Consider the following 22,923-nt stretch of genomic DNA (forward strand, 5'->3'; position numbering starts at 1 on the left):
ATGACCGTCCTCTACAAGGCCGATCCGGTGCGTGGCGCGCTGTGGGCCGAGCGCTTCGCGCAGCTTGCGCCCGAGATCCCGTTCCGGGTCTGGCCGGATCTCGGCGATAGCGCGGACGTGCGCTACCTCGTCGCGTGGCAACCGGGCGACCTCACGCTCACGCTGCCGAATCTCGAAGTCGTGTTCTCCGTCGGCGCAGGCGTCGATCAGCTGGACCTGTCGCAGATTCCGGCGCATCTGCCGGTGGTGCGCATGCTGGAGCCGGGCATCGTCGAAGGCATGGTCGAGTACGTGACCGAAGCGGTGCTGGCGATTCACCGCGATCTGTTCGATTACGCGTTGCAACAGCAGGCGCGCGCATGGCAGCCGCTGCCGTTACGCCCCGCCGCGTCGCGCCGCATCGGCGTGCTCGGCCTCGGCATGCTCGGCACCGCGGTGCTGCAGCGGTTGCGACTGTTCGGCTTTGACTGCGCGGGCTGGAGCCGCTCGCAGCACGACATCGAAGGTGTCGACTGCTATGCGGGCGAGGCCGGCCTCGATGCGATGCTGGCCCGCACCGACGTGCTGATCTGCCTGCTGCCGCTGACGGACGCGACGCGTGGGCTGCTGTGCCGCCGGCTATTCGACACGCTGCCACGAGGCGCGTCGCTGGTGCACGTCGGGCGCGGAGCGCAACTCGTCAGCGGCGATCTGCTCGATGCGCTGCAAAGCGGCCAGATTCATAGCGCGGTGCTCGACGTCACCGACCCCGAGCCGCTGCCCGCCGACCACCCGCTGTGGGCGCAGCCGCGCGTGCGTCTCACGCCGCATATCGCGAGCGCGACGCGGCCCGAATCGGCCGTCGACGCGGTGCTGGAAAACCTGCGCCTGCATCGCGCCGGCGAGCGCATGAACGGCCTGATCGATCGGACCCGCGCCTACTGATACCGATGCGCGCCCCGACCCCGGAACACAACCCCAATTGGCGATCCACGCGGTGTCGGCAAACCGCGCGCGATCAACGCAAGGAGAGATACGTATGACCCGCACCTACCGCATTGCCGTCATTCCCGGCGACGGCATCGGCACCGAAGTGATGCCCGAAGGCCTGCGCGTGCTGGACGCCGCCTGCCGGCGCTTCGACATCGGCATCGACTACCGCCATATCGAATGGGCGTCGTGCGACTACTACGCGCAACACGGCCAGATGATGCCCGACGACTGGAAGGAGCAGCTACAGGACTGCGATGCGATTCTGTTCGGCGCGGTCGGCTGGCCCGACAAGGTGCCCGACCATATTTCGCTGTGGGGGTCGCTGCTGAAGTTCCGCCGCGAATTCGACCAATACGTGAATCTGCGCCCCGCGCGCCTGTTCGAAGGCGTGCCCAGCCCGCTCGCCAACCGCAAACCCGGCGATATCGACTTCATGATCGTGCGCGAAAACACCGAAGGCGAGTATTCGTCGGTGGGCGGCACGATGTTCGAGGGAACCGAGCGCGAAGTCGTGATGCAGCAGTCGATCTTCACCCGCCACGGCACCGAGCGCGTGATGAAGTTCGCGTTCGACCTCGCGCAGCGCCGCGCGAAGAAGATCACGGTTGCGACCAAGAGCAACGGTATCGCGATCAGCATGCCGTGGTGGGACAAGCGCGCCGATGAAATGGCCGCGCGCTACCCGGACGTGAAGATGGACCGTCAGCACATCGACATTCTGTGCGCGCGCTTCGTGCTGAACCCCGATCGCTTCGACGTGGTGGTCGCGTCGAACCTGTTCGGCGACATCCTCTCCGACCTCGGTCCGGCGTGCACGGGCACGATCGGCATCGCGCCGTCGGCCAACCTGAATCCCGACCGGCGCTTTCCGTCGCTGTTCGAGCCGGTCCACGGCTCGGCGCCCGACATCGCCGGCAAGGGCATCGCCAATCCGGTCGCGATGATCTGGTCGGCCGCGATGATGCTCGACTTCCTCGGCAACGGCACGGGTGTCGAGCGCGATGCGCACGACGCGATCGTCGCGGCGATCACGCAGGTCCTGAAGGATGGCCCGCACACGGGCGACCTGCGCGGCCGCGCATCGACCGCGGAAGTCGGCGCGGCGATCGCGGCGCAAGTCGCCGGCGAGGGTCGTCGATAGGCACCGATCCCTGCCCTCGCTCGCCAACCGCACTGGAGACCTCATATGAGCACGAATCTCGAACAGCAGGCCCGCGCGCTGATCCGCGCGGACAACTTCATCAACGGCGAGTGGGTCGCGGCGGCGAGCGGCCGGCGCTTCGCGGTCACCGATCCGGCCACCGGCAAGCTGATCGCGGAGGTGGCCGACAGCGGTCCCAGCGACGCGCGCGCCGCCACCGACGCCGCCGCCAAGGCGCTGCCCGCGTGGCGTGCGAGGCTCGCGAGCGAACGCGCGGCCGTGCTGCACCGCTGGCATGCGCTGATCATCGCGAATCGCGATGCGCTCGGCGCATTGATTTCGCTCGAACAAGGCAAGCCGCTCGCCGAAGGGCGCGGCGAGGTCAACTATGGCGCGTCGTACGTCGCGTGGTTTGCCGACGAAGCCACCCGCATCTACGGCGATCTGATTCCGCAGCAGCATCGCGGCAAACGGATGAGCGCGATCAAGGAACCGATCGGGGTCGTCGCCGCCATCACGCCGTGGAATTTTCCGCTCGCGATGATCGCGCGCAAGATCGCGCCGGCGCTCGCGGCAGGCTGCACGGTAGTCGCGAAACCGGCGGAAGATACGCCGCTCACCGCCATCGCGCTCGCGCTGCTCGCGCACGACGCGGGCGTGCCGCCCGGCGTGCTCAACCTGATCTCGGCGTCGCGCGCCGCGGCGGCGGAGACGGTCGGCGAATGGCTCGCCGACGGCCGCGTGCGCAAGATCACGTTCACCGGCTCGACGCCGGTCGGCAAGCACCTCGCGCGCGAATCGGCGGGCACGCTGAAGAAGCTGTCGCTGGAACTCGGCGGCAATGCGCCCTTCATCGTGTTCGACGACGCCGACCTCGACGCCGCGGTCAATGGCCTGCTCGCCGCGAAATTTCGCAACGGCGGGCAGACCTGCGTGTGCCCGAATCGCGTCTACGTGCAGCGCGGCGTCTACGAGCATTTCGCCGCGCGGCTGTGCGCGAAAGTGGCCGAGCTGCGGGTCGGGCCCGCGAGCGATCCCGCTTCGCAGATCGGGCCGATGATCAACGAACGGGCGGTGGACAAGATCGCGCGTCATGTCGACGACGCGCTCGAGAACGGCGCGGTCGTGCTGACGGGCGGGCGGCGGCTCACCGAACTGGGACCGCACTACTACGCGCCTACGGTGCTGGGCAACGCGACGGCGTCGATGGCGCTGTGCGGCGAGGAAACCTTCGGCCCGGTCGTGCCGCTGTTCCCGTTCGACAGCGAGCAGGAAGCGGTTCAGGCCGCCAACGACACACCGTTCGGGCTCGCATCGTATTTCTATAGCCAGAACCTGCGCCGCATCGAGCGCGTATCGCGCGCGCTGGAAGCGGGCATCGTCGGCATCAACGAAGGCGCGCTCGCTTCGGAGGCCGCGCCGTTCGGCGGCGTGAAGGAATCCGGCTACGGTCGCGAGGGATCGAAGTACGGGCTGGATGACTATCTGTCGATCAAGTATCTGTGTCAGGGAGGACTGGAGTAAACATGCAAGCCTATCCGATCGAAGTCGAATTTCCGGACCTGTCGGCGCACGCCGACGGCAATACCGGTATTGCCTACGTGCACACGTTCGACTCCGGCCAACCCGGCCCGCACGTGATGATCAATGCGCTGACGCACGGCAACGAAGTGTGCGGCGCGATCACCGTCGACGCGTTGTTGCGCGGCGGCCTGCGGCCGCGCCGCGGCAAGCTCACGCTGTCGTTCGCGAACGTCGCCGCCTACGCGCGCTTCGATCCGGTCACGCCCGACAAGGCGCGTTTCGTCGATCAGGATTTCAACCGCGTCTGGACCGCCGCGAAGCTCGACGACGTCGCCACGCGCTCGTCCGAACTCGATCGTGCGCGCGCGATGCGGCCGGTGATCGACACGGTGGACCTGCTGCTCGACCTGCATTCGATGCATGAAAAGAGCGCGCCGCTGATCGTTGCGGGCCCGCTGCGCAAAGGCGCCGAATTGGCCGAGCGGCTCGGCGCGCCCGCCACCGTGATCCAGGACGAAGGCCATCCCGAAGGCCGGCGGATGCGCGACTACGAGGGCTTCGGCGACGCCGCGAGTGCGAAGAATGCGTTGTTGATCGAATGCGGCCAGCATTGGGAAGCCAGCGCGGTGACGGTCGCGCGCGACTGCACCGCGCGTTTTCTGTTGCTGTCGGGCATCGTCGACGCAGCGGATCTGCCGACCGGCTGGATCAAGCCGCTGCCCGACGAAATGCGCATCGTGCGCGTGACCGAACCGGTCGTCGCAAAGAGTATGGATTTTCGCTTCGCGGGTCCCTACACCGGGCTCGAAACTTTCGAGCAGGCCGGCACCGTGATCGCGTGGTCCGACGGCCAGCCGGTCTCGACGCCCTACGATGACTGCATGCTGGTGATGCCGTCGCTGCGCCAGTTGCGCGCCGGTGTCACCGTGGTCCGGCTGGGCCGGATCGAACGACGTATCGACCTGCGTTCACGCCAACAGGAACAAGCCACATGAAAGTTCAGCAGATCAGACAAGCGGCGGAAGTCACCGCCCTCGAGGATTGGGGAACCGCCGGCCTGCCCGGCACCGAGCCGTCGCGCGTATCGGGACGCCAGTACGTGATTCCAGGTCACGATGCGGTCGATACCGGGGTGTTCGAATGCTCGCCCGGCAGTTACAGACGTTCGGTCAAGCAGGCCGAGGTCATGCATTTCATCAAGGGCAGCGGCACCTTCACGCCAGACGGAGAAGACACGATCCGCTTCGCCGCCGGCGACACGCTGTTTTTCGAAGCCAACACCGAGGGGCTTTGGAACATCGACGAAACGCTGCGCAAGATCTACGTGATCTTCTGACGGCGCCACCCGCACCTGGTATTCGCTGGTCATGTCAATCATGGTTGCTCGAACATGCTAAGAATCGACGAAGTTCCGAATAGCGACGGCTTCCCCACTCGCTGCGACGTCGCAGTGATCGGCGGCGGCATCATCGGCGTCAGCACCGCTTACGAGTTGGCGCGGCGCGGCGTCTCGGTCGTGCTGCTCGAGAAAGGCATCATTGGCGCGGAACAATCGGGACGCAACTGGGGTTGGGTGCGTCAGCAGAATCGCGACCTGTACGAGTTGCCGCTCGCGATGCAGAGCCTCGCGCGCTGGGCCGAGTTGAGCGATGAACTCGGCGAAGACATCGGCTTCCGGCGAGCCGGCATTCTGTACGGAAGCGAGCAGCCCGCGGACGTCGCGCAATGGGAAACATGGCTCGGCAAGGCGCGTGCGCTCGGCTTCGACAGTCAGTTGCTGTCGGCTCGCGAACTGGCGGCGCGCGTTCCCAATGGTCACGCGAAGTGGGCGGGCGGCGTGTGGTCGCATTCCGATGGACGCGCGGAGCCGTCGAAAGCCGCGCCCGCCATTGCCAGAGGCGCGCAGCGTCTTGGCGCGCGCGTGCATCAGAACTGCGCGGTTCGCGGGCTCGATATCAGCGCGGGGCGGGTCTCCGGTGTCTGGACCGAGCGCGGCCTGATCAGCGCGAGCAACGTCGTGCTCGCAGGCGGCGCGTGGAGTGCCCTGTTCTGCCGGCGTCATGGCATCGATCTGCCGGCGGTCAACGTGATCGGCACCGCGCTGCGCACGGCCGAAGCGCCGGCCGTCATTGACGGCTGCTTCTCCGGCCCGAACTTCGCGATGAGGCGGCGCCTGGACGGCGGCTACACGATCGCGGTGCCCGGCTACGGACGCATGGAAATCGCGCCGCAGAACCTGCGGCACGCGGTCAAGTTTCGCAAGATGTTCCGCAGCAAACTCAACAAGAAGCTCAAGTTCCGTGTGGCGCAACCGTTCTTCGGCGGCGCCGAAGGCAGTGCGAACTGGCGCAACGACGAGATCTCTCCGTTCGAGGTGACGCGGGTTCTGAATCCTGTGCCCGATGCCGAGTGGCCAACCCGTGCTCTGGAAAACGTTGCGACCGTGTTTCCCGAACTGTCGGGATTGCGTGTCGCCCATGCGTGGGCCGGCGCGATCGACACGACGCCCGACCTGGTGCCGGTGATGTCACGCGTGGACAGCACGCCCGGCCTCGTGATCGCGTCCGGGTTCAGCGGTCATGGCTTCGGGCTGGGACCGGGGGCCGGCATGCTGGTCAGCCGCATCGTGACGAATGACGCGACCGGGATCGATCTCCGGCCATACCGGTTGACGCGCTTCTCCGATGGAACCCAGCTCGCAAGTCCGGAAATGATGTGATGACCCCGCGCTGCGCGCCGGGTCATCGGTTCGAGTTCATCGATTTCTTCAGTGAGGTGCGGCCGTTGTCAGCGTAGGCCGCGCAATCTCATCTCCGGCGTCATGCGGAAGACGCCGCGTGATCGGAATCGAGCCGATCGAGCAAAGACCGGCGATCAGGAATGCTGGCCAGAAGTCCGACGACATCACATGCGGATGGCCGCTCAGCAACCGTGTGATTTGCAGCGCATAGCCGCCAACGACCACACCCAGGCCAAGTGACATTTGCTGAACGACCGCGGAAAGACTGGTAGCGCGTCCGATGGCGCCGTTCTCGATGTCCGCATAGACGACGAGGTTCAGGCTCGTGAACTGCAAGCCGGGAAAGAAGCCGCCGAGCAGCACGACGACCCAGATGTACCACACCGGCACGCCCGGCACGAAAGTACTGAACGCGAAGAACATCACGCCCGAGAACGCCGCGTTATAGATGAGCACCGTGCGAAAGCCGAACCTGTGCAGCGTGAAGGAACTGAACACGCGCATGAACATGCTGCCGAACGCGGAAGCGCAGGTAATCAGGCCCGATGCGAAGGCGTTCATGCCGAGCCCTTCCTGCAGAGCCAGCGGCAGCAGGAACGGTATCGCGCCGAAGCCGATCCGGAACATCGAGCCGCCTAACACGCTCGCGCGAAAGGTGGGAATCTGAAGAAACTTCAGATCGAGGACCGGGCGCGCGGCACGCCGCGCGTACACCACATACAGCGCAAGCAGCAACGCGCCCACAACGCACATTTCGAATGCGCGGCTGTTCGGGATGAGGTCGCTGCCGATCAGCGAAAGTCCCAGCAGCCCGAGCGAACCGCCGAGCGCGGTCAGGATGAAGCCGGTCCAGTCGAGCGGTCCGGGATGTGGCTCGTGCGTATTGGCGATGTGGCGCTTCGTCAGATAGATGCATGCAATGCCGATCGGCACGTTGATGAAGAAAATCAGCCGCCAGTGCAGATACGTCGTGATGAACCCGCCGATCAACGGCGCCGAGACGGGCGCGAACAGTGCGGGGAAAGTGAGGTAGTTCATCGCCCGCACGAATTCGGTCTTCGGCACCGAGCGGAAAATGATGATCCGTCCAACCGGCACCATCATCGCGCCACCGACGCCTTGCACGAAGCGCGCAAGCATGAAGACGTGCAACGACGGCGACGCCGCGCACATCAGCGAGCCGGCGACGAAAATCCCGATCGCCGTCAGAAACACCGACCGTGAGCCGAAGCGATCCGCAAGCCAGCCGCACACCGGGATGAAGACCCCGAGGCTCACCACATAGCTGGTAATCGCGATCTTCAGCGTAACGGCGTCGGCGCCGAAGTCGCGCGCCATCGAGGGCAACGCGGTGACGAGAATGTTCGCGTCGGCGCTCTCCATGAACAGCGAGCACGCGACGATCAGCGGACCGATCAGACCCGCCGTTAGCTTCAAGGGGTATCCCATTCGGGCGCCCATGCAACGCTGCTTTTGCGACCGTCGGGTCTCGCGAGCCCGGCGATGCGGCGCAGATCTTCTTCGTCCAGCAAGAAATCGAATACGTCGATGTTCTCGCCGATCCGTTGCGGATTGGCGGACTTCGGCACCGCGGCAACACCAGGCTGTTGAACCAGCCAGCGCAACAGGATCTGCGACGGCGTTTTGCCGTGTCGCGCGGCGATCTGCGCGATCACTGGATCGTCGAGCAGCCGTCCGCTGCCGAGCGGTGTGTGCGCAACGAAGCTCAGGCCGTGTTTTGCGCAGGCTGCCAGCACCTTGTTCTGATTCAGATACGGATGGTATTCGCACTGATTCACCGACAGCGGGACCGGCGACAGCGCGACCGCCCGCTCGAGCCACGCGACCGGAAAGTTGGATACGCCGACATTGCGCGCGAGGCCTTGCCGGTGCGCCTGCGCCATCGCACCGAGGGTCTCCTCCAGCGGAATATCGGGATTCGGCCAATGGATCAGGAGCAGATCGACATAGTCGAGCTTCAGCTCGGACAGACTGCGCTCGACCGAGCGTTGAAACGCGGGCGCATGCAGTTCGGTCCACCAGACTTTGGTGGTCACGAACAACGCTTCGCGCGCGATGCCGCTCTGGCGGATGCCTTCGCCCACCGCTGCTTCGTTCTGATAGCGCGCCGCCGTGTCGATGTGCCGGTAGCCCTTTTCGATTGCCGTGCGTACCGCGCGCACGCCATCGTCGTATTGCGATTGCCATGTCCCCAGCCCGATCGCGGGCAGATGTAGTTTCCGGGTTTTCGGCGACACCGTTGGTGTATCGATCATGCTGTCCTCAGCGAGTCCCGATCCGCAGACCGGGTGTTCCTGGCAGCACGTCTTCGAATGCCGCGGCGATGCGCGTGACGATCTCGTCCGCGTCCTGGCGAGTAGTAATCAGCGGCGGCGCGAAGCCGACGATGTCGGTGCCGAGCGCGCGCACCAGCAGGCCCTGCTCCCGCGCCGCGTCCACCACGCTCGCATTGATGCGGCGCTGCGCGGGGAACGGCGTGCGCGTCGCCGGATCCTGCATCAACTGGATCGCCATCAGCATGCCGATGCCACGGATGTCGCCCACCGCCGGATGAGCGCCGAAGCTCGCACGCAGCCGCTCGAGCAGATAGCCGCCGACATGGTCCGCGTTCTCGACCAGCCGCTCGCGCTCCATGATGTCGAGGTTCGCCAGTGCGGCCACCGCGCCGAGCGGATGGCCCGAATAGGTCCAGCCGTGGCCCATCATCCCGTGCTCGCGCGAACCGCTCATCAGCACGTCCCAGAAGCCTTCGCTGACGGCGACGGCCGACAGCGGCGCGTAGGCGCTCGTCAGCCCCTTTGCGAACGTAACCAGATCGGGCTCGATGCCGAAGCGCTCGCAGCCGGTCCGCGCGCCGAGGCGGCCAAAGCCGCAGACGACCTCGTCGGCGATCAGCAGGATGTCGTGGCGGCGCAGCACCGCTTGCACCGCGGGCCAATAGCCGGCGGGCGGCGGCACGATCCCGCCGGTGCCCTGCATCGGCTCGGCGATGAACGCGGCGATGGTGCCCGGGCCTTCGCGCTCGATGAGTGCCTCCAGTTCGGCGACGCAATGCGCGGTGAAGTCGGACTCGCTGATGCCGCGTTCGGCATCGCGGTAATAGTCAGGGCACAGCGTGCGCAGCACGCGATCGAACGGGCAATCGAAGTTCGCGTGGTAGACAGGCAGACCGGTCAGCGCACCCGTGACGATGCCCGAGCCGTGATACGCGCGATCGCGCGCGATGATCTTCTTGCGGTTCTTGCGGCCAAGAATGTTGTTGTAATACCAGACCAGCTTGATCTGCGTTTCGTTCGCGTCGGAGCCGGACATGCCGTAGAACACCTTCGCCATGCCGGGCGGCGCCCACTGCTCGATCAACCGTTGCGACAACTCGATCACCGGCTCGTTGCTGGTGCCGACGTAGGTGTGGTAGTACGACAGGCGGCGGCACTGTTCGGCCATCCGCTCGGCGATCTCCTCGCGCCCGTAACCGACATTGACGCAATACAGACCGGAAAAGCCGTCGATGTATTCACGTCCGTCGACGTCGGTCAGGTGAATGCCGCGGCCTTCGCTGATGATCAGGCCTTTCAACGCGCCTGTTGCATGGTCGTACGCATGCGTACCCGGATGAAAGAAGTGACGACGATCCGACTGTTCCAGCGAAGTCATTTTCAATCCTGTTCTGTTCAATCGCATTGTCTACGTCGCGTACGATTTTGTCGACCGCGAACATCGTTCATCAATAGATGATGTTCGGGGCCAGCGTTTCACCCGTCATGAAGCGCTGATGCGACAAGTGTTTCAACTCGTCCGAAAGCGTGCCCGTCACGATTGACTCGGCGAGCATGCGGCCCGCGCCGAGCGAACTGCTGAAGCCGTGTCCGCTGAAGCCGGTGCAAAGGTAGATGCCGGGATGCTGAATGCATTCGGAAACGACCGGAATTCCATCGGGCGTATTGTCGATCGCGCCGCCCCACGCGATGTCAACTTTCGACGGATCGAATTGCGGAAACACCTTGCCCGCTTCATCGTAAGCCGAGCGCACCAGTGATAGATCCGGCGCCGGGTCCAGCACGCGATTGCGCACGAACGGCGAGCGGCCGAGATGCAGATAGCTGAACTCGTTCCACAACTGCCGGAAGAACTCGCCGCCGAATTGCACCTTGATGCTGTTGCGCCGGCTCGCATAAAGCCCTTTGAAACGCATCCCATAGCGCAGGCTGTTGGGCACCACGTGCACCGTGCCACGGCCGCTCTTCGCGAGCGTGTAGCCGCCATCGGCGCGCTCGCGCAGCGCAAACTCCGGCGTCTTCAGCGGCCCGCTGAACGCGAGACGGATATCGCCACCCGATTTCGACGCCGACGAATAAACGTTCAGCGTCGGCAACACGATCTTCTGCTTCAGGCAGAACAGCGACGACCATGCGCCCGCGGCGATCACCACCGCATCGGCACGCACGCGTCCGCGCTCCGTCTCGATGCCGGCGATGCGGCCGGCCTCGAAGATCAGATCGTTGACCGCGCAGTCCTGCAGGATCGCCACGCCTTGCGCGGCGGCACGCTGCGCGAGCAGCGGAATCGCACACGACGGGTCCGCATAGCCGTCGTCGAAGGTGCGCACCCCGCCGATCCACGGCGAGCCGCCATCGGCGTACACCTTGTTGGCTTCGTCGCGCGACAGCATCTGCGCGGCGACGCCGCTGCGGCGCGCGAAATCGAACCACGCCTGCCAGCCCGCGAGTTCCTGTTCGCTGCGCGTGACGAAGGTGATACCGGTCTTGCGAAAGCCGACGTCCGCGCCGATTTCGCCGGCAAGATCCGTCCAGCGCTGCACGCTCAGCTTCGCCATGCCGAGCTCGCGAAGGTCACGGCCGAGCGTTCGGCACCAGCCCCAGTTGCGGCTGCTCTGCTCGGCGGCGATACGGCCTTTTTCGAACACCGCGACGCGCTTGCCGAGCCGGTTCAGTTCGTAGGCCGTCGCCACGCCCGCCGCGCCGCCGCCGATCACCGCGACGTCGACATGCGTCGGCAACGTCTTGTCGGTGTCGATTTTCAATAACGGTTGTTTCACTTGTGAGCCTGGCCTTAGGGATCAAAGCGTGCGTTGGGAACCGTGGCGACGTTCAGGAAACCGCGTCCTTGAACCTGAAATACGCGCCGACCAGCGGCAGGAACCACTCGCGCCCCGCGTAGCCAGGCAGCGCCTTCCACTCGGCGCGTGCCCACGGATTGCCGCGACTCGCGCCCGTGACGATGTCGGCCATCACGTCACCCATGTACGTCGACATCTGTGTGCCGTGACCGCTATACGCGACCGAGTAGTACAGCCCATCGTGCTTGCCGGCCGACGGCAGACGATCGGCCGTCGCCTCGACAAGGCCGCCCCAGCAGTAATCGATCCGCACGTCGCGCAGGCCGGGCAGCAACTGGTCCAGCGAGTCTTTCAGAATGCGCCCGCTCTTGCGATCCGCTGCCGGATTGCTGCGCGCGAACTGTGCGCGGCCGCCCCACACGAGCCGGTCATCGTCGGTGGTCCTGAAGTAATTGCCGAAATTCAGGCTCGTCACGTAGTTGCGTCGATTCGGCAGCACGCGATCGAGCAGTTGCGGAATCGGCTCGGTGACGATCACGAAGCTGCCCACCGGCACGATGCGTCGCTGCCACCAACCGAACGGTCCGTGATTCGAGCAGCCGGTCGCGAGCAGAACGCGCCCCGCTTCGATGTCGCCTTTCGCCGTGCTGACGCGATGCCGGTCGCCGCCGAGATTCGTCAGCTTCGTGACCGCCGCGTGCTCGACGATGCGCGCGCCGTGACGCGCGGCGGCCGTCGCGAGCCCGGTGCCGAAGCGGCCCATGTGCATCTGGGCGCCGCGCCGGTCCAGCATGCCGCCGTGAAACGCGTCCGACGCAATCTCGCGGCGCACATCGCTCGCCGACAGCAGTTCGACATCGGCGTTCAAATGCTTGCGCAGCGCTTCGTAATTGCGCGTGATGCCGGCCATGTGCGTCGGCTTGCTGGCGAGCTTGAGCTTGCCGTGCCGCACGAAGCTGCAGTCGATGTTCTCCTGCTCGATCAGCCGCTCGACGTAATCGACGGCGTCGGTGTAGACCTGATAGTGCTGCTTCGCGACCTGCTCGCCGTACCGGCCGATCAGATCCGGCAGACTTTGCGCGGTGCCGGGGCTGCAATGTCCGCCATTGCGCCCGGACGCTTCGCCGTGAATGCGCGACGCTTCCAGCAGCACGACGTCGACGCCTTTCCTCGCGAGCGACAGCGCCGCCGACAGCCCCGTGAAGCCCCCGCCGATCACCACGACATCCGCGCGCGCCGGCAGCGTGCCGGTTGCACCGGCGCTGAATTCGGGCGCCGTCGCCAGCCAGAAAGATTCGAGTTTCATAGCCCCACGACCGCCGCGAGGCCGCCGATGTCCTTGATTTCCGTATAGCCGTAGTACGGATTCGGCGGTTCATGACCGCGCGCGACGTGCACCTTGTGCGTGATGCCGAGATCGTGAGCCGTCATCAGGTCGTAGCGGAAGCTCGACGACACGTGCAGGATGTCTTGCGGACCGCAGTTCAGCTGATCGAGCATGTATTCGAACGCTTTCATCTGCGGTTTGTAGGCCTGCGCCTGCTCGGCGGTGTAGACCGCATGGAACGGCACGCCGAGACGCGCGATGTTGTGCGGGATCTGCTCGTTGGCCGCGTTGGTCAGCGCGACCAGCGGAAACTCCTTGGCCACCTTCGCGAGACCGGCGCTCACGTCCGGGTGCGGACCCCAGCCCGGCACCTGATCGTAGATCGCCTTGCCGTCGCCTTCCCGATACGCGACGCCGAGATGCTTGCAGGTACGGCGGATCGCATTGTCGACCACCTGCGCGTATGGCTTCCATGCACCCAGCACCTCGTCCAGCCGGTACGCGGCGAACGCATCGGTGAACGCGCGCATGCGCTCGGCCGGTACACGGTCCTCGTAAAGCGCACTGGCGGCGTTGGCCATTTCGAAATAGATCAGCGTGCCGTAGCAGTCGAACGTGATGAATTTGGGCTGGAACAACGACATGGTTCGTCCCCGGAAATGGGCGCTTAGCCCGACACTGGAAATCGCACGCGGCGACGCGTTCGATCACGGTTTAAGCGAGTGTATGAACGACATTTCGCTTTGACAAATACGCATATAATCGTGGGCCATACCATTTTGATATGCCCTCGCCGATGCTGAATTTCCGCGAAGTGCAAGCGTTCCGCGCCGTGATGCTGTCAGGCTCGATGACGCAGGCGGCCAAGGATCTGCATACGTCGCAATCGAACATCAGTCGCGTGATTGGCCAGCTTGAGCGGCGCATTGGCATCAAGCTGTTCGAACGGCAGATCGGCAAGCTGATGCCGACGCTGGAGGGTCAGGTGTTTTTCCGCGACGTCGAGCACACGTTCGCCAGTCTGCGAGGACTCGAAGAGAAAGCCGAATCGATCCGCAAGCGCGGCAGCGGGAGCCTGCGGGTCGCCGCGGTGCCGTCGATGGCGATGGTGGCGGTGCCGGATGCGATCCATGCATTCGCGCAGAAATATCCGGACGTCGACGTGACGCTGCAGGTGGCCGACTCGCTGACGGTGTGCCAGTGGCTCGCAACCGGCTATGCGGACGTGGGCATCGCATCGGAGATCTTCAACGCGACGAGCGTCGCCTCCGAGGTCGCGCGCAAGAGTCACGGCGTGTGCATCACGCCGCTCGATCACCGGCTCGCGAAGCGCGACGACGCCATCACGCCAGAGGATCTGATCGGCGAGCGTTTCCTGTCGCTGAGATCGAGCGACGTGATGCGCAAGCGAATCGACAACGCCTGCCTGATCAAAGGCGAAGAAAAACGCATCCTCGCGTATGAAACGCACTTCGCCGCGGCGATCTGCCGGATGGTCGCGCGCGGCCTGGGCGTCAGTGTGATGAATCAGCTGGTTGCGCGCGAGTACGCCGGGCAGCTCGCGATCCTGCCGTTTTCGAAGCGCATCGAGTTCGTCACGTACGTCGTGTTTCCGCAGAACATGCCGATGAACATGCTGGCGAAATCGTTCGCCGATGCGTTTCGCGACAGCAGCGGGTAGGTCGAGGCGGTGCAGGAAGACCGGTGGGCCCGGTCTCCTGCTCAGTGGTCCGGGTCGCCGCCGAAGGGCGCTCCACGTACGACGTCGGCCTGATAGAAAGCCGCAAATCGTTCGAGTTGCCGGCGTACTCCGTCAGTATCGACGGCTCCCATCAGTACCGCACTCGAAAAACCCATCCGCTCCATCTGTAGCAGTTGGTCGACGAGTATCTCGCCCGTCGCCCGCAAATCCCCGTTGAAGCGGAGCCGGCGTCGCACGAGATACGCCTGGCTGTATGCGCGTCCGTCGGTGAACGACGGAAAATGCAGTTCGACGCGTGCGGCACCCGCAATTTCGTCGGCATAAGCGAGTGGATCGGCATCATTGGGCAGAGCGAGTACGGGACTCGCCGCATCGGTGGCGTGCTCGTGTGGCTCGAGCACGCGAATCCGTACGATGGCACTCATGCGAGATCCTCCGCCGTGGCGCGAACCGCATCGGCCGCCGCCTTGAAGGGTTCGAGGCCGATACGGCGCACGGTTTCGACAAACGTTTCGCGTCGTTCACCGCGATGCTCGCGCAGGGACAGGTAGCAGCCGAGCACCGCATCGACCGCGTCAGTCACCTCATGCGCCGCGAACGATGGGCCGATCACTTTACCGGCGCGTGCGTCGCCACTACGGGCAGAACCGTCCGCACCGCCGAGCGTGATCTGGTACCACTCCGAACCGTCCTTGTCGACGCCGAGTATGCCGATATGCCCACTGTGGTGATGACCGCACGAGTTGATGCAGCCGCTGATGTGCAAATCGATCTCGCCGATATCGTTCAATTCGTCGAGGTCCTGGTAGCGCTCCATGATGCCCTGCGCAATGGGCAGCGAGCGAGCGTTCGCGAGTGCGCAAAAGTCTCCGCCGGGACACGAGATCATGTCGGTAAGCAGATGGACGTTGGCGCTTGCGAGCTGCTCGGCGACAGCGGCTTGCCAGAGCGCCAGCAGGTCGTCGGCATGAACCCACGGCAGCACGATGTTCTGCGTGTGCGTGACACGCGCTTCGCCCGCCGAGAAGCGATCCACGAGATCCGCCACCCGTTCGAGCTGGTCCGCCGATGCATCGCCGGGCGCCTGCAACGGGCGCTTGAAGGACAGCGTGACGATCCGCATCGACGGATGCTTATGCGGCGCAACGTTACGCTCCAGCCAGCGCTGGAAGCGCGGTGTGCTCCGGGCGGCTGCCTCGCGCGCCGCGCTGGCAGCCGGGTCGGCGGGACGGTTCGGGTCCACTTGCGGCGGCACGACGAAATACGCGGCCATGCGCTCGAACTCGGCCAGCGGAATCGTGTGGGGACCGCCATCGCATTCGACGATCTGCCGGAACTCCTCTTCGACCTCATCGATGAAGCGCTGACCTTCGGCCTTCGCGAGTATCTTGATGCGTGCCTTGTACTTGTTGTCACGGCGGCCGAACTGGTTGTACACCCGCACGACGGCCTCGATGTAGTTCATGATGTGCCGCCACGGCAGGAACTCGCGCAGCACCACGCCAATGAGGGGCGTGCGCCCCATGCCGCCGCCCACTACGACCCGAAAGCCCAGTCCACCGCTTTCGTCGTGGACGAGGCGCAGCCCGACGTCGTGCCAATCCGTCGCGGCACGATCTTCAGCGGCGCCGCTGATCGCGATCTTGAACTTGCGCGGCAGGAACGCGAACTCGGGATGCAGTGTCGTCCACTGGCGCATGATTTCAGCGAAAGGCCGCGGGTCCGCGATTTCGTCTGGTGCCACGCCGGCGCGCTCGTCGCATGAAATGTTGCGGATACAGTTGCCGCTCGTCTGGATGCCGTGCATGTCGACCGTGGCGAGGAGGTCCATCACGTCGGCGGCTCTCGACAGCGGTATCCAGTTGAACTGGACGTTGGTGCGCGTCGTAAAGTGCGCATGATGCGTGGGCAGGCGCACGGTGCCGAGCTTGCGCTGAGCCTCCAGCGCGTGGCGGTAGACCTCGGCTTCCGGCTCGTCGTACTCGCGGGCGACGCGCGCCAGCACGCGAAGCTGCGCACTCGATAGCTCGCCATACGGAACGGCGACCCTCAGCATGGGCGCGTGGCGCTGCACATACCAGCCGTTTTGCAGCCGCAATGGGCGAAATGCGTCCTCGCTGAGCGTGCCATCCTGCCAACGCTGGATCTGATCGCGAAACTGGGCCGCGCGGCTCGCGACGAAAGCCTTGTCGAATTCGTTGTAACGATACATGGTGACTGCGGAAATGCCGGAGGGCCGGCGAACACGGAGGTCAAACCATATCGTTCGGCAACCCCGGCCTCAAGCAGCAGATGACGTAAAAAAGAGCGCAGCAGATGCGATGCGCACCGCGCTCAGGATCACGCGCGCACGTCAGGATGAACCAGCAACCCGGCGAGCGTGCGGATCGCCTCGTCGATCTGGGGTGACCATGGATGGCCGTAATTCAGCCGGATGCAATTCTCGAACGCGTGCGACGCAGAGAAGATCGGGCCGGGCGCCACGCTGACGCCTTGCCCGATCGCGAGACGATGCAGCGCCAGCGCGTCGACGGGATCGGGAAAGGTGAGCCACAGAAAGTAGCCCCCTTCAGGGCGCGTGTACTGCGTGCCTTCCGGCATCCAGCGGCGGATCGCTTCGAACATCGTGTCGCGCTGACTCTGCATGGCCAGGCGCATCGTCTTCAGATGGCGCTCGTAGCCGCCGTGCTCGAGATAGTCGGCAATGCCGGCCTGGGCGGGGATGCTCGCCGAGATGGTCGTCATCAGTTTGAGGCGCTGCACACGCTCGGCAAAGCGCCCCGCGCTCGCCCAGCCGACCCGATAGCCTGGCGCCAGGCTCTTCGAAAACGAGCCGCAGTGCATGACCAGCCCGCGCCGGTCGAACGCGATGGCCGGCCGCGGGTAGTTTTTCGAGTAATGCAGTTCGCCGTACACGTCATCTTCGATGAGCGGAACCTCGTGCCGCGCGAGTAGTTCGACGAGCGCCTGTTTCTTGGCATCCGACAACGTGACGCCCGTGGGATTCTGGAAATTCGTCATGAACCAGCAGGCGCGGATGGGGTGTTTGTCGAGCGCTTCGGCGAGCGCGTCGAGGTCGAGCCCTGTCTGCGTGTCGACGGGAATTTCGAGCGCGCGCAGGCCGAGCCGCTCGATCGCCTGAAGCGCGCCGTAAAACCCCGGCGACTCGACGGCGACTATGTCGCCGGGCTGCGTGACTGCCATCAGACATAGATTCAGCGCTTCCAGCGCGCCGTTGGTCACGATGATGTCCTCGGCCGGCTGCGAAATGCCGACGCGCATATAGCGCAGCGCAATCTGTCGCCGCAGGTTTTCGTTACCCGGAGGCAGATCGACGACCGTACTCCATGGGCTTACGCTGCGCGCGGCCTGACCGAGTGATTTCGCCAGACGCGAAAGCGGAAACAGCAACGGCGACGGGAAGGCGGAGCCGAGCGGCACGATGCCGGGGCGCTTGGCGGCCTCGAGCACCGAGAAGACCAGGTCGCTGATATCGACTGTCGCCGATTCGCCGCTCGTAGCCGGTGCCGTCGCCCTGCTGGACTTCGACGGCGAGGCGACGTAGTAGCCGGAACGTTCCTCGGCTCGCACCAGACCCCACTGTTCGAGCAGATAGTAAGCGCGCGTCGCCGTGGACTGGCTTACGTCGTGCTGCGCGATGATTTGCCGCAGCGACGGCATGCGCGAACCGGGCGCCAGGTTGCCAGACCGGATCTCGGTTGCCATGCTCTGCGCCAGGATTTCGTAACGTGTCATGCGCTTTCGCTTTTCGATGGAGGTTGCCGGTCGGAGGATGCCGCCGTGCGCTTCGATTTGGGGGTGCCTCGTCGGACGTGGGATGCGATCTGCGGCCCTTATTTTATCGTCGACTTCTGCGGGGCTGCGCCGGGATGCTCTGTGGCAAAGACGGCGCTCAGGCTGCGTCGCTCAAATCGTTCGCAACTGCTGCTTTTTCCCTGGGTGGAAAAGTTCGAGAATTTGCTCACTGATTCAAGTTAATCGAGTGAAACGGAGGAAAAGATGGAACTCATCCGCATGATGCGCATTGTTTTGTGGAGTTTCTTCGGCGTGCGAAAAGGCGCGGCACACGAGGCCGACTTCACCCATGTGAACTTTAGCTGGCTGCCGTTCGTTGCCGTTGTGATGGCCACGCTCATCGCGGCGTGCATTGCCGGTGTGGTACTGCTGGTCGCGCATTCCACGGGGTCGACCCAGGGGTTCTGATCAGGAAGCCGGGAGACCTCGTCATAGGCCGAGGACTCCTTTGATCTTTGCTGTTTCAACAGACCAGCTGACGCGCGCTCTGTTTCCACCGCCATAAGCGGCGCACGGCGCATTCAGGCGAGACTGCCTCCGCTGATCTCGTTCGCCGTGCGTCTGACCGCACTGCCCCATTCGTCGATGTTGTCCGGATTGAAGCGGGAGCCCGGCATCGAGAAGCACACGCTGGCCACGACGATACCGTTGCTGTCGAACACCGGGGCGCCGATCGCATAAATGGCGTGGCGGTATTGCCCCAGGTTCACCGAATAGCCGCGTTCGCGAATGCGCATGAGTTCCTCACGAATCAGCGCGGGGTCGTTGATCGTGTTTTCGCCGTACTTCGGCAGGTCGCGGCCGAGGATCGTATCGATCTGCGCGTCGCTCATATGCGCGAGTACCGCGAGGCCGTTCGCCGTCGCATGAAACGGCGACACGTTGCCGATCGTGTAGGCGGTGCGCACCACCTGCTTGCACTCGGTTTCCTCTATCAACACCATCGCCGTCGTCCCGTCCGGGATCGACAGATGAACCGTTTCGTCGACCAGATCGCATAGATCCTGCATTGGCTGACGCGCGGCTTTCTGCAACGCGCCGCCCTTCAACGCGCTCGGCCGCACGCCGACCACGCGCGCGCCGATTTCCCAGCGCGTCGACTCGGTGCCGGCCTGCCTCAGCCACCCCGCCTCCTGAAACGTCATCAGCACGCGCTGCACGCTCGACTTCGGCATCTTCAGCAACTTCGACAGTTCGCTGACGCCGATCGGCTGCTGCTGCGCGATCGTCTCGATGATTTCGATGCTTTTCAGCAGGCTGTTCATTTTTGATTCCCTTGCGATCGCAAATATCGCATGCTACCTTGTACCGTATTGAAGCACGTCGTGCCGTATTGTGGCACAAACCACCGGTCGCGCAAAGGGTTTTTTTCATTCACCAATCGCTGTGATCGTTCATCGAAGCTGGGAGAAGCATGGAGACCACCGTTGCAATGCCCCGTCAGCGTAGGCCCCGGCTGCTGCGTGCCGGCGCATTCGCACTTGCCTGCCTGGCCATTACGCCCGCCGCGTTCGGCGCGGACCTGACCGTCACCGCATTCGGCGGCACGTGGGAAAAGGCCTATCGCAAGTGCTTCGTCGAGCCGTTCGAGAAGAAGACCGGCAAAAGCGTCGACGTGACGCTCGGCAATCCGCTGCAATGGGTCAACCAGGTCGCGGCGAATCCGGCCCGCCCGCCCATCGACGTGATGGTCAGCACGCCCGAAGCGACCCATATCGCGATCGAGCGCAAACTGCTCGATCCGATCTCGCCGAAAGAAGTGCCCAACATGGCGCAGCTCGATCCGCGTCTGGTGCAGTACGGGCACGGCTACGGCTTTCCGCTCACGTATGGCGATTTCGGGCTGATGTACAGCACCAAGCGCGTGAAAAATCCGCCGAAAACGTGGAAGGAATTCGTCGATGGCGTGATCGCCGGGAAATACCAGGCCGGCATTCCGGACATCAACTACGTCGCGACGCCAGCCGGCCTGATCACGCTGTTCGACCAGATCTACGGCGGCTCGCCGACCAACATCCAGCCGGCGCTCGATCAGATCAAGCGCATGCGCGACAGCAGGAACGTGACCTTCTTCAGCGAGCCCAACGCGCCGCTCAACGCGATCCGCAACGGCGACATCGACATCGCGATGTACTACGACGGCCGCGCGTGGAGCGAGCACGACACCGCCAATCCCGACATCGCGTGGATCAATCCGGCGCCCGGCTCCGTCGCGTTTCCGAACATGGCGGTCAAAGTGAAGAACGGTTCGCCGCTCGGCATCCAGTTCCTCGACGAACTGGCCTCGGCGCAGGGCCAGGCATGCTTCGCCAACACGATGCAGTACACGGCGTCGAACACCGGGGTCACCTACGACGCGAAAGTCAAACCGCGCATCGCGACCGTCGACAAATCGATCTGGGTGAATTTCGACGAGATCGGCAAGTACGTGCCGCAATGGATCGAGAGCTGGAACAAGCAGATCGGGCACTGACCTCGAACCATCCGCGGCTATCGGCGCCGCTGACGCAACGCAGACGCGAGCGGTGCAAGGCTTACCTAAAGGGACGGCAATGGGCTTGAGAATTGGAGTGGATATCGGCGGATCGTTTACGGACTTCGCCGTGCTGGACGACGAGACGCGTACCACGCGCACGCTGAAAGTGTTCTCGCGGTCGGATTCGCCGGGCAGCGAAGTGATCGACGGCATGCAAGGCCTGAAAGCGCGCTTCGGCATCGATCCGCACGAAGTCGTGTACTTCACGCACGGCACGACGGTCGGCGTGAACTCGGTGGTGCAACGCAAGGGCTTGCGTCTCGCGTTGATCACGACGCGCCATTTCGAGGACGTGCTGGACATCGCGCGCCTGAAGATCCCCGACATGTATCACCTGATGTCGCGCCGCCCCGAGCCGCTCATCACGCGCGATCGTGTGTTCGGCGTCGACGGCCGCATGCGCCCCGACGGTACCGAGGAAGCGCCGATCGACGAAGCGAGCGTGCTCGCCGCGCTCGAAGCGCTGCAGGTGGCGCAATGCGAAGGCGTGGTGATCTCGCTGCTGCATTCCTATCGCAATCCCGCGCATGAGCAGCAGGTCAAGACGATCATCGAGAAAGCCGCGCCCGGGTTGTTCGTGTCGTGTTCGCACGAAGTGTGGCCGATCATCCGCGAATACGAGCGCACGGTCACCGCGACGATCGGCGGGTACGTGCAGCCGCGCGTGTCGCAATACCTGACGCGGCTGCAGGCCGCGCTCGCCGAAAGCGGCGTCGGCGCGGACCTGAAAGTGACGAAGTCGAATGGCGGCGTGATGAGCGCCGAGAACGGCAAGAGCAATTGCGTGCAGATGATCCTGTCGGGCACCGCCGCGGGCGTGATCGGCGCGTCGTATCTGGCCGGCATGTGCAAGATCAAGGACTGCATGAGCCTCGACATCGGCGGCACGACCGCCGACGTCGCGCTGATCGTCGACGGCAAACCGCAGTACGCCACCGGCGAGTACATCGGCGACTTCCAGATTCATATCCCGTCGGTGTCGGTTTCGTCGATCGGCGATGGCGGCGGCTCGATTGCATGGGTCGACGATTTCGGCGTACTGAAGGTCGGACCGGAAAGCGCCGGCTCGAATCCGGGGCCGGTCTGCTACGGCCGCGGGGGCACGCGCCCGACCATCACCGACGCGTTCGCGGTGATCGGCGTGCTCGGCCGTGCGTCGCTCGGCTACAACGCGGTGCAGGTGGACGTGGAAGCGAGCCGCCGCGCGATCGAACCGCTCGCGCAACGGCTCGGCATCGACGTGCATCAAACCGCGTCCGCGATCATCGACGTCGCGGTGTCCGGCATGTACGGCGGCGTGAGCCGTATCGTGTCGCGCTTCGGCATCGATCCGCGCGCGTTCTCGCTGATGCCGTTCGGCGGCGCGGGCCCGATGCTCGGCGGCTTCCTTGCGCGCGCGCTGAACATGCGCCATCTGATCGTGCCGACCACGCCGGGCGTGCTGAGCGCGCTGGGCGGCCTGATCGCCGATACGAAGAACGACTTCGTGCGCACCACCTACTACCCGCTCGACGCCGCCTCGCTCGACAAACTCGCCGGCGATCTCGCGAAGCTCGAAGCGCAGGCGCGCGAGTGGATCATCAACGAAACCGGCTCCGACGCGGGCGCGGAAATGCTCGTGTCGGCCGACATGCGCTATCGCGGCCAGTCGTTCGAAGTCGACACACCGCTCGATCCGCAATCCATCCGCAACGGCGACATCGCGACGATCGGCGACGCGTTCCACCGCGAGCACCAGCGTCTGTATGGCCACAGCGACGCGAGTTCGGCCGTGCAGGTGGTGGCGCTGCGCCTCGTGATCAGCCTGCCCACACCGAAGCCCGAGATGCCGAAAATCGCGCTCGGCGAAGGCGCGCCGCGCGTCGAGGCGATGATCGACGTCTACCTCGACGGCGCCTGGCGCACGGTGCCGTTGTACCACCGCTCGGTGCTGCTCGCCGGTCATCGCTTCGATGGCCCCGCGATCATCGCGCAGGACGACACGACCACCTGCGTGTTGCCGGGCTTCGCAGCCGTCGTCGACGAATACGGCAACCTGCTGCTGTCGGCTCAGTGAAGCGTCAGTGA

20 protein-coding genes are annotated in these 22,923 nt (G+C 64.7%); 10 read left to right on the plus strand and 10 right to left on the minus strand.

What is annotated here, in order from left to right:
- The 6 genes from EVC45_RS14015 to EVC45_RS14040 all read left to right on the plus strand — a co-directional run bounded on the left by EVC45_RS14015 (position 1) and on the right by EVC45_RS14040 (position 6,356).
- Entirely contained in the window at positions 1-924 is a 924-nt protein-coding gene (locus EVC45_RS14015) for a glyoxylate/hydroxypyruvate reductase A (protein ID WP_129958567.1), read from the plus strand.
- 94 nt (positions 925-1,018) lie between these two features.
- Complete coding sequence (locus tag EVC45_RS14020; RefSeq protein WP_129958568.1) at positions 1,019-2,113, plus strand: tartrate dehydrogenase; 1,095 nt, start codon at positions 1,019-1,021, stop codon at positions 2,111-2,113.
- 45 nt (positions 2,114-2,158) lie between these two features.
- Positions 2,159-3,637 (plus strand): NAD-dependent succinate-semialdehyde dehydrogenase, encoded by a 1,479-nt coding sequence (locus EVC45_RS14025; protein WP_129958569.1) that lies wholly within the window; start codon positions 2,159-2,161, stop codon positions 3,635-3,637.
- Between the two features lie 2 nt (positions 3,638-3,639).
- Entirely contained in the window at positions 3,640-4,632 is a 993-nt protein-coding gene (locus EVC45_RS14030) for a M14 family metallopeptidase (RefSeq protein WP_129958570.1), read from the plus strand.
- Positions 4,629-4,973: a cupin domain-containing protein gene (locus tag EVC45_RS14035; RefSeq protein WP_129958571.1), complete on the plus strand. Its 345-nt coding sequence runs from the start codon at positions 4,629-4,631 to the stop codon at positions 4,971-4,973. Before EVC45_RS14030 ends, EVC45_RS14035 begins: the two co-directional genes overlap by 4 nt.
- A 54-nt stretch (positions 4,974-5,027) precedes the next feature.
- Positions 5,028-6,356: an FAD-binding oxidoreductase gene (locus EVC45_RS14040; protein ID WP_129958572.1), complete on the plus strand. Its 1,329-nt coding sequence runs from the start codon at positions 5,028-5,030 to the stop codon at positions 6,354-6,356.
- A 48-nt stretch (positions 6,357-6,404) separates the two neighbouring features.
- On the opposite strand, the gene EVC45_RS14045 is transcribed toward EVC45_RS14040, so the two are convergent.
- The 6 genes from EVC45_RS14045 to EVC45_RS14070 all read right to left on the minus strand — a co-directional run bounded on the left by EVC45_RS14045 (position 6,405) and on the right by EVC45_RS14070 (position 13,446).
- Positions 6,405-7,826 (minus strand): MFS transporter, encoded by a 1,422-nt coding sequence (locus EVC45_RS14045; RefSeq protein ID WP_129958573.1) that lies wholly within the window; start codon positions 7,824-7,826, stop codon positions 6,405-6,407.
- A complete protein-coding gene (locus tag EVC45_RS14050) occupies positions 7,811-8,653 on the minus strand; it encodes an aldo/keto reductase (RefSeq protein WP_129958574.1) in 843 nt (280 codons plus the stop codon). Before EVC45_RS14050 ends, EVC45_RS14045 begins: the two co-directional genes overlap by 16 nt.
- A gap of 7 nt (positions 8,654-8,660) precedes the next feature.
- Positions 8,661-10,052, minus strand: coding sequence for an aminotransferase (locus EVC45_RS14055; protein ID WP_129958575.1), 1,392 nt, complete (start codon positions 10,050-10,052; stop codon positions 8,661-8,663).
- A 70-nt stretch (positions 10,053-10,122) separates the two neighbouring features.
- Positions 10,123-11,454, minus strand: coding sequence for an FAD-binding oxidoreductase (locus EVC45_RS14060; RefSeq protein WP_129958576.1), 1,332 nt, complete (start codon positions 11,452-11,454; stop codon positions 10,123-10,125).
- Between the two features lie 52 nt (positions 11,455-11,506).
- A complete protein-coding gene (locus EVC45_RS14065; RefSeq protein WP_129958577.1) occupies positions 11,507-12,781 on the minus strand; it encodes an FAD-binding oxidoreductase in 1,275 nt (424 codons plus the stop codon).
- The gene (locus EVC45_RS14070; protein WP_129958578.1) at positions 12,778-13,446 is read right to left on the minus strand and encodes a haloacid dehalogenase type II; all 669 of its coding nucleotides are present in this window, start codon (positions 13,444-13,446) and stop codon (positions 12,778-12,780) included. The genes EVC45_RS14065 and EVC45_RS14070 overlap by 4 nt, the downstream gene beginning before the upstream one ends.
- 140 nt (positions 13,447-13,586) lie before the next feature.
- Between EVC45_RS14070 and EVC45_RS14075 the strand changes: the two genes are divergently transcribed.
- Positions 13,587-14,483, plus strand: a complete 897-nt coding sequence (locus tag EVC45_RS14075; RefSeq protein ID WP_129958579.1) for a LysR substrate-binding domain-containing protein — start codon at positions 13,587-13,589, stop codon at positions 14,481-14,483.
- Between the two features lie 41 nt (positions 14,484-14,524).
- On the opposite strand, the gene EVC45_RS14080 is transcribed toward EVC45_RS14075, so the two are convergent.
- The 3 genes from EVC45_RS14080 to EVC45_RS14090 form a co-directional block, all read right to left on the minus strand.
- Positions 14,525-14,929 (minus strand): DUF934 domain-containing protein, encoded by a 405-nt coding sequence (locus tag EVC45_RS14080; RefSeq protein ID WP_129958580.1) that lies wholly within the window; start codon positions 14,927-14,929, stop codon positions 14,525-14,527.
- A complete protein-coding gene (locus EVC45_RS14085; protein WP_129958581.1) occupies positions 14,926-16,716 on the minus strand; it encodes a nitrite/sulfite reductase in 1,791 nt (596 codons plus the stop codon). The genes EVC45_RS14080 and EVC45_RS14085 overlap by 4 nt, the downstream gene beginning before the upstream one ends.
- 128 nt (positions 16,717-16,844) lie before the next feature.
- Positions 16,845-18,260, minus strand: a complete 1,416-nt coding sequence (locus EVC45_RS14090) for a PLP-dependent aminotransferase family protein (protein ID WP_129958582.1) — start codon at positions 18,258-18,260, stop codon at positions 16,845-16,847.
- 264 nt (positions 18,261-18,524) lie between these two features.
- On the opposite strand from EVC45_RS14090, the gene EVC45_RS14095 reads away from it, so the two are divergent.
- Positions 18,525-18,728, plus strand: a complete 204-nt coding sequence (locus EVC45_RS14095) for a DUF2970 domain-containing protein (protein ID WP_129958583.1) — start codon at positions 18,525-18,527, stop codon at positions 18,726-18,728.
- 113 nt (positions 18,729-18,841) lie between these two features.
- Here EVC45_RS14095 and EVC45_RS14100 read toward each other — a convergent pair whose 3' ends face one another.
- Positions 18,842-19,585 carry an IclR family transcriptional regulator gene (locus EVC45_RS14100; RefSeq protein ID WP_129958584.1) on the minus strand — a complete coding sequence of 248 codons (744 nt, stop codon included), beginning with the start codon at positions 19,583-19,585 and terminating at the stop codon, positions 18,842-18,844.
- Between the two features lie 149 nt (positions 19,586-19,734).
- Between EVC45_RS14100 and EVC45_RS14105 the strand changes: the two genes are divergently transcribed.
- A complete protein-coding gene (locus EVC45_RS14105; RefSeq protein WP_129958585.1) occupies positions 19,735-20,793 on the plus strand; it encodes an extracellular solute-binding protein in 1,059 nt (352 codons plus the stop codon).
- Positions 20,794-20,872: 79 nt separating this feature from the next.
- Positions 20,873-22,912: a hydantoinase/oxoprolinase family protein gene (locus EVC45_RS14110; RefSeq protein WP_129958586.1), complete on the plus strand. Its 2,040-nt coding sequence runs from the start codon at positions 20,873-20,875 to the stop codon at positions 22,910-22,912.
- Positions 22,913-22,923: the final 11 nt, after the last annotated feature.

The sequence above is a fragment of the Paraburkholderia sp. UYCP14C genome, assembly GCF_004197395.1.
In the GTDB taxonomy this organism is placed as follows: domain Bacteria; phylum Pseudomonadota; class Gammaproteobacteria; order Burkholderiales; family Burkholderiaceae; genus Paraburkholderia.

What these genes read in the sequence shown, in the direction of transcription:
- EVC45_RS14015 (WP_129958567.1), top strand. Translation starts at nt 1, where the DNA reads ATGACCGTCCTCTACAAGGCCGATCCGGTGCGTGGCGCGCTGTGGGCC.
- EVC45_RS14020 (WP_129958568.1), top strand. Translation starts at nt 1,019, where the DNA reads ATGACCCGCACCTACCGCATTGCCGTCATTCCCGGCGACGGCATCGGC.
- EVC45_RS14025 (WP_129958569.1), top strand. Translation starts at nt 2,159, where the DNA reads ATGAGCACGAATCTCGAACAGCAGGCCCGCGCGCTGATCCGCGCGGAC.
- EVC45_RS14030 (WP_129958570.1), top strand. Translation starts at nt 3,640, where the DNA reads ATGCAAGCCTATCCGATCGAAGTCGAATTTCCGGACCTGTCGGCGCAC.
- EVC45_RS14035 (WP_129958571.1), top strand. Translation starts at nt 4,629, where the DNA reads ATGAAAGTTCAGCAGATCAGACAAGCGGCGGAAGTCACCGCCCTCGAG.
- EVC45_RS14040 (WP_129958572.1), top strand. Translation starts at nt 5,028, where the DNA reads ATGCTAAGAATCGACGAAGTTCCGAATAGCGACGGCTTCCCCACTCGC.
- EVC45_RS14045 (WP_129958573.1), bottom strand. Translation starts at nt 7,826, where the DNA reads ATGGGATACCCCTTGAAGCTAACGGCGGGTCTGATCGGTCCGCTGATC.
- EVC45_RS14050 (WP_129958574.1), bottom strand. Translation starts at nt 8,653, where the DNA reads ATGATCGATACACCAACGGTGTCGCCGAAAACCCGGAAACTACATCTG.
- EVC45_RS14055 (WP_129958575.1), bottom strand. Translation starts at nt 10,052, where the DNA reads ATGACTTCGCTGGAACAGTCGGATCGTCGTCACTTCTTTCATCCGGGT.
- EVC45_RS14065 (WP_129958577.1), bottom strand. Translation starts at nt 12,781, where the DNA reads ATGAAACTCGAATCTTTCTGGCTGGCGACGGCGCCCGAATTCAGCGCC.
- EVC45_RS14070 (WP_129958578.1), bottom strand. Translation starts at nt 13,446, where the DNA reads ATGTCGTTGTTCCAGCCCAAATTCATCACGTTCGACTGCTACGGCACG.
- EVC45_RS14075 (WP_129958579.1), top strand. Translation starts at nt 13,587, where the DNA reads ATGCCCTCGCCGATGCTGAATTTCCGCGAAGTGCAAGCGTTCCGCGCC.
- EVC45_RS14080 (WP_129958580.1), bottom strand. Translation starts at nt 14,929, where the DNA reads ATGAGTGCCATCGTACGGATTCGCGTGCTCGAGCCACACGAGCACGCC.
- EVC45_RS14085 (WP_129958581.1), bottom strand. Translation starts at nt 16,716, where the DNA reads ATGTATCGTTACAACGAATTCGACAAGGCTTTCGTCGCGAGCCGCGCG.
- EVC45_RS14090 (WP_129958582.1), bottom strand. Translation starts at nt 18,260, where the DNA reads ATGACACGTTACGAAATCCTGGCGCAGAGCATGGCAACCGAGATCCGG.
- EVC45_RS14095 (WP_129958583.1), top strand. Translation starts at nt 18,525, where the DNA reads ATGGAACTCATCCGCATGATGCGCATTGTTTTGTGGAGTTTCTTCGGC.
- EVC45_RS14100 (WP_129958584.1), bottom strand. Translation starts at nt 19,585, where the DNA reads ATGAACAGCCTGCTGAAAAGCATCGAAATCATCGAGACGATCGCGCAG.
- EVC45_RS14105 (WP_129958585.1), top strand. Translation starts at nt 19,735, where the DNA reads ATGGAGACCACCGTTGCAATGCCCCGTCAGCGTAGGCCCCGGCTGCTG.
- EVC45_RS14110 (WP_129958586.1), top strand. Translation starts at nt 20,873, where the DNA reads ATGGGCTTGAGAATTGGAGTGGATATCGGCGGATCGTTTACGGACTTC.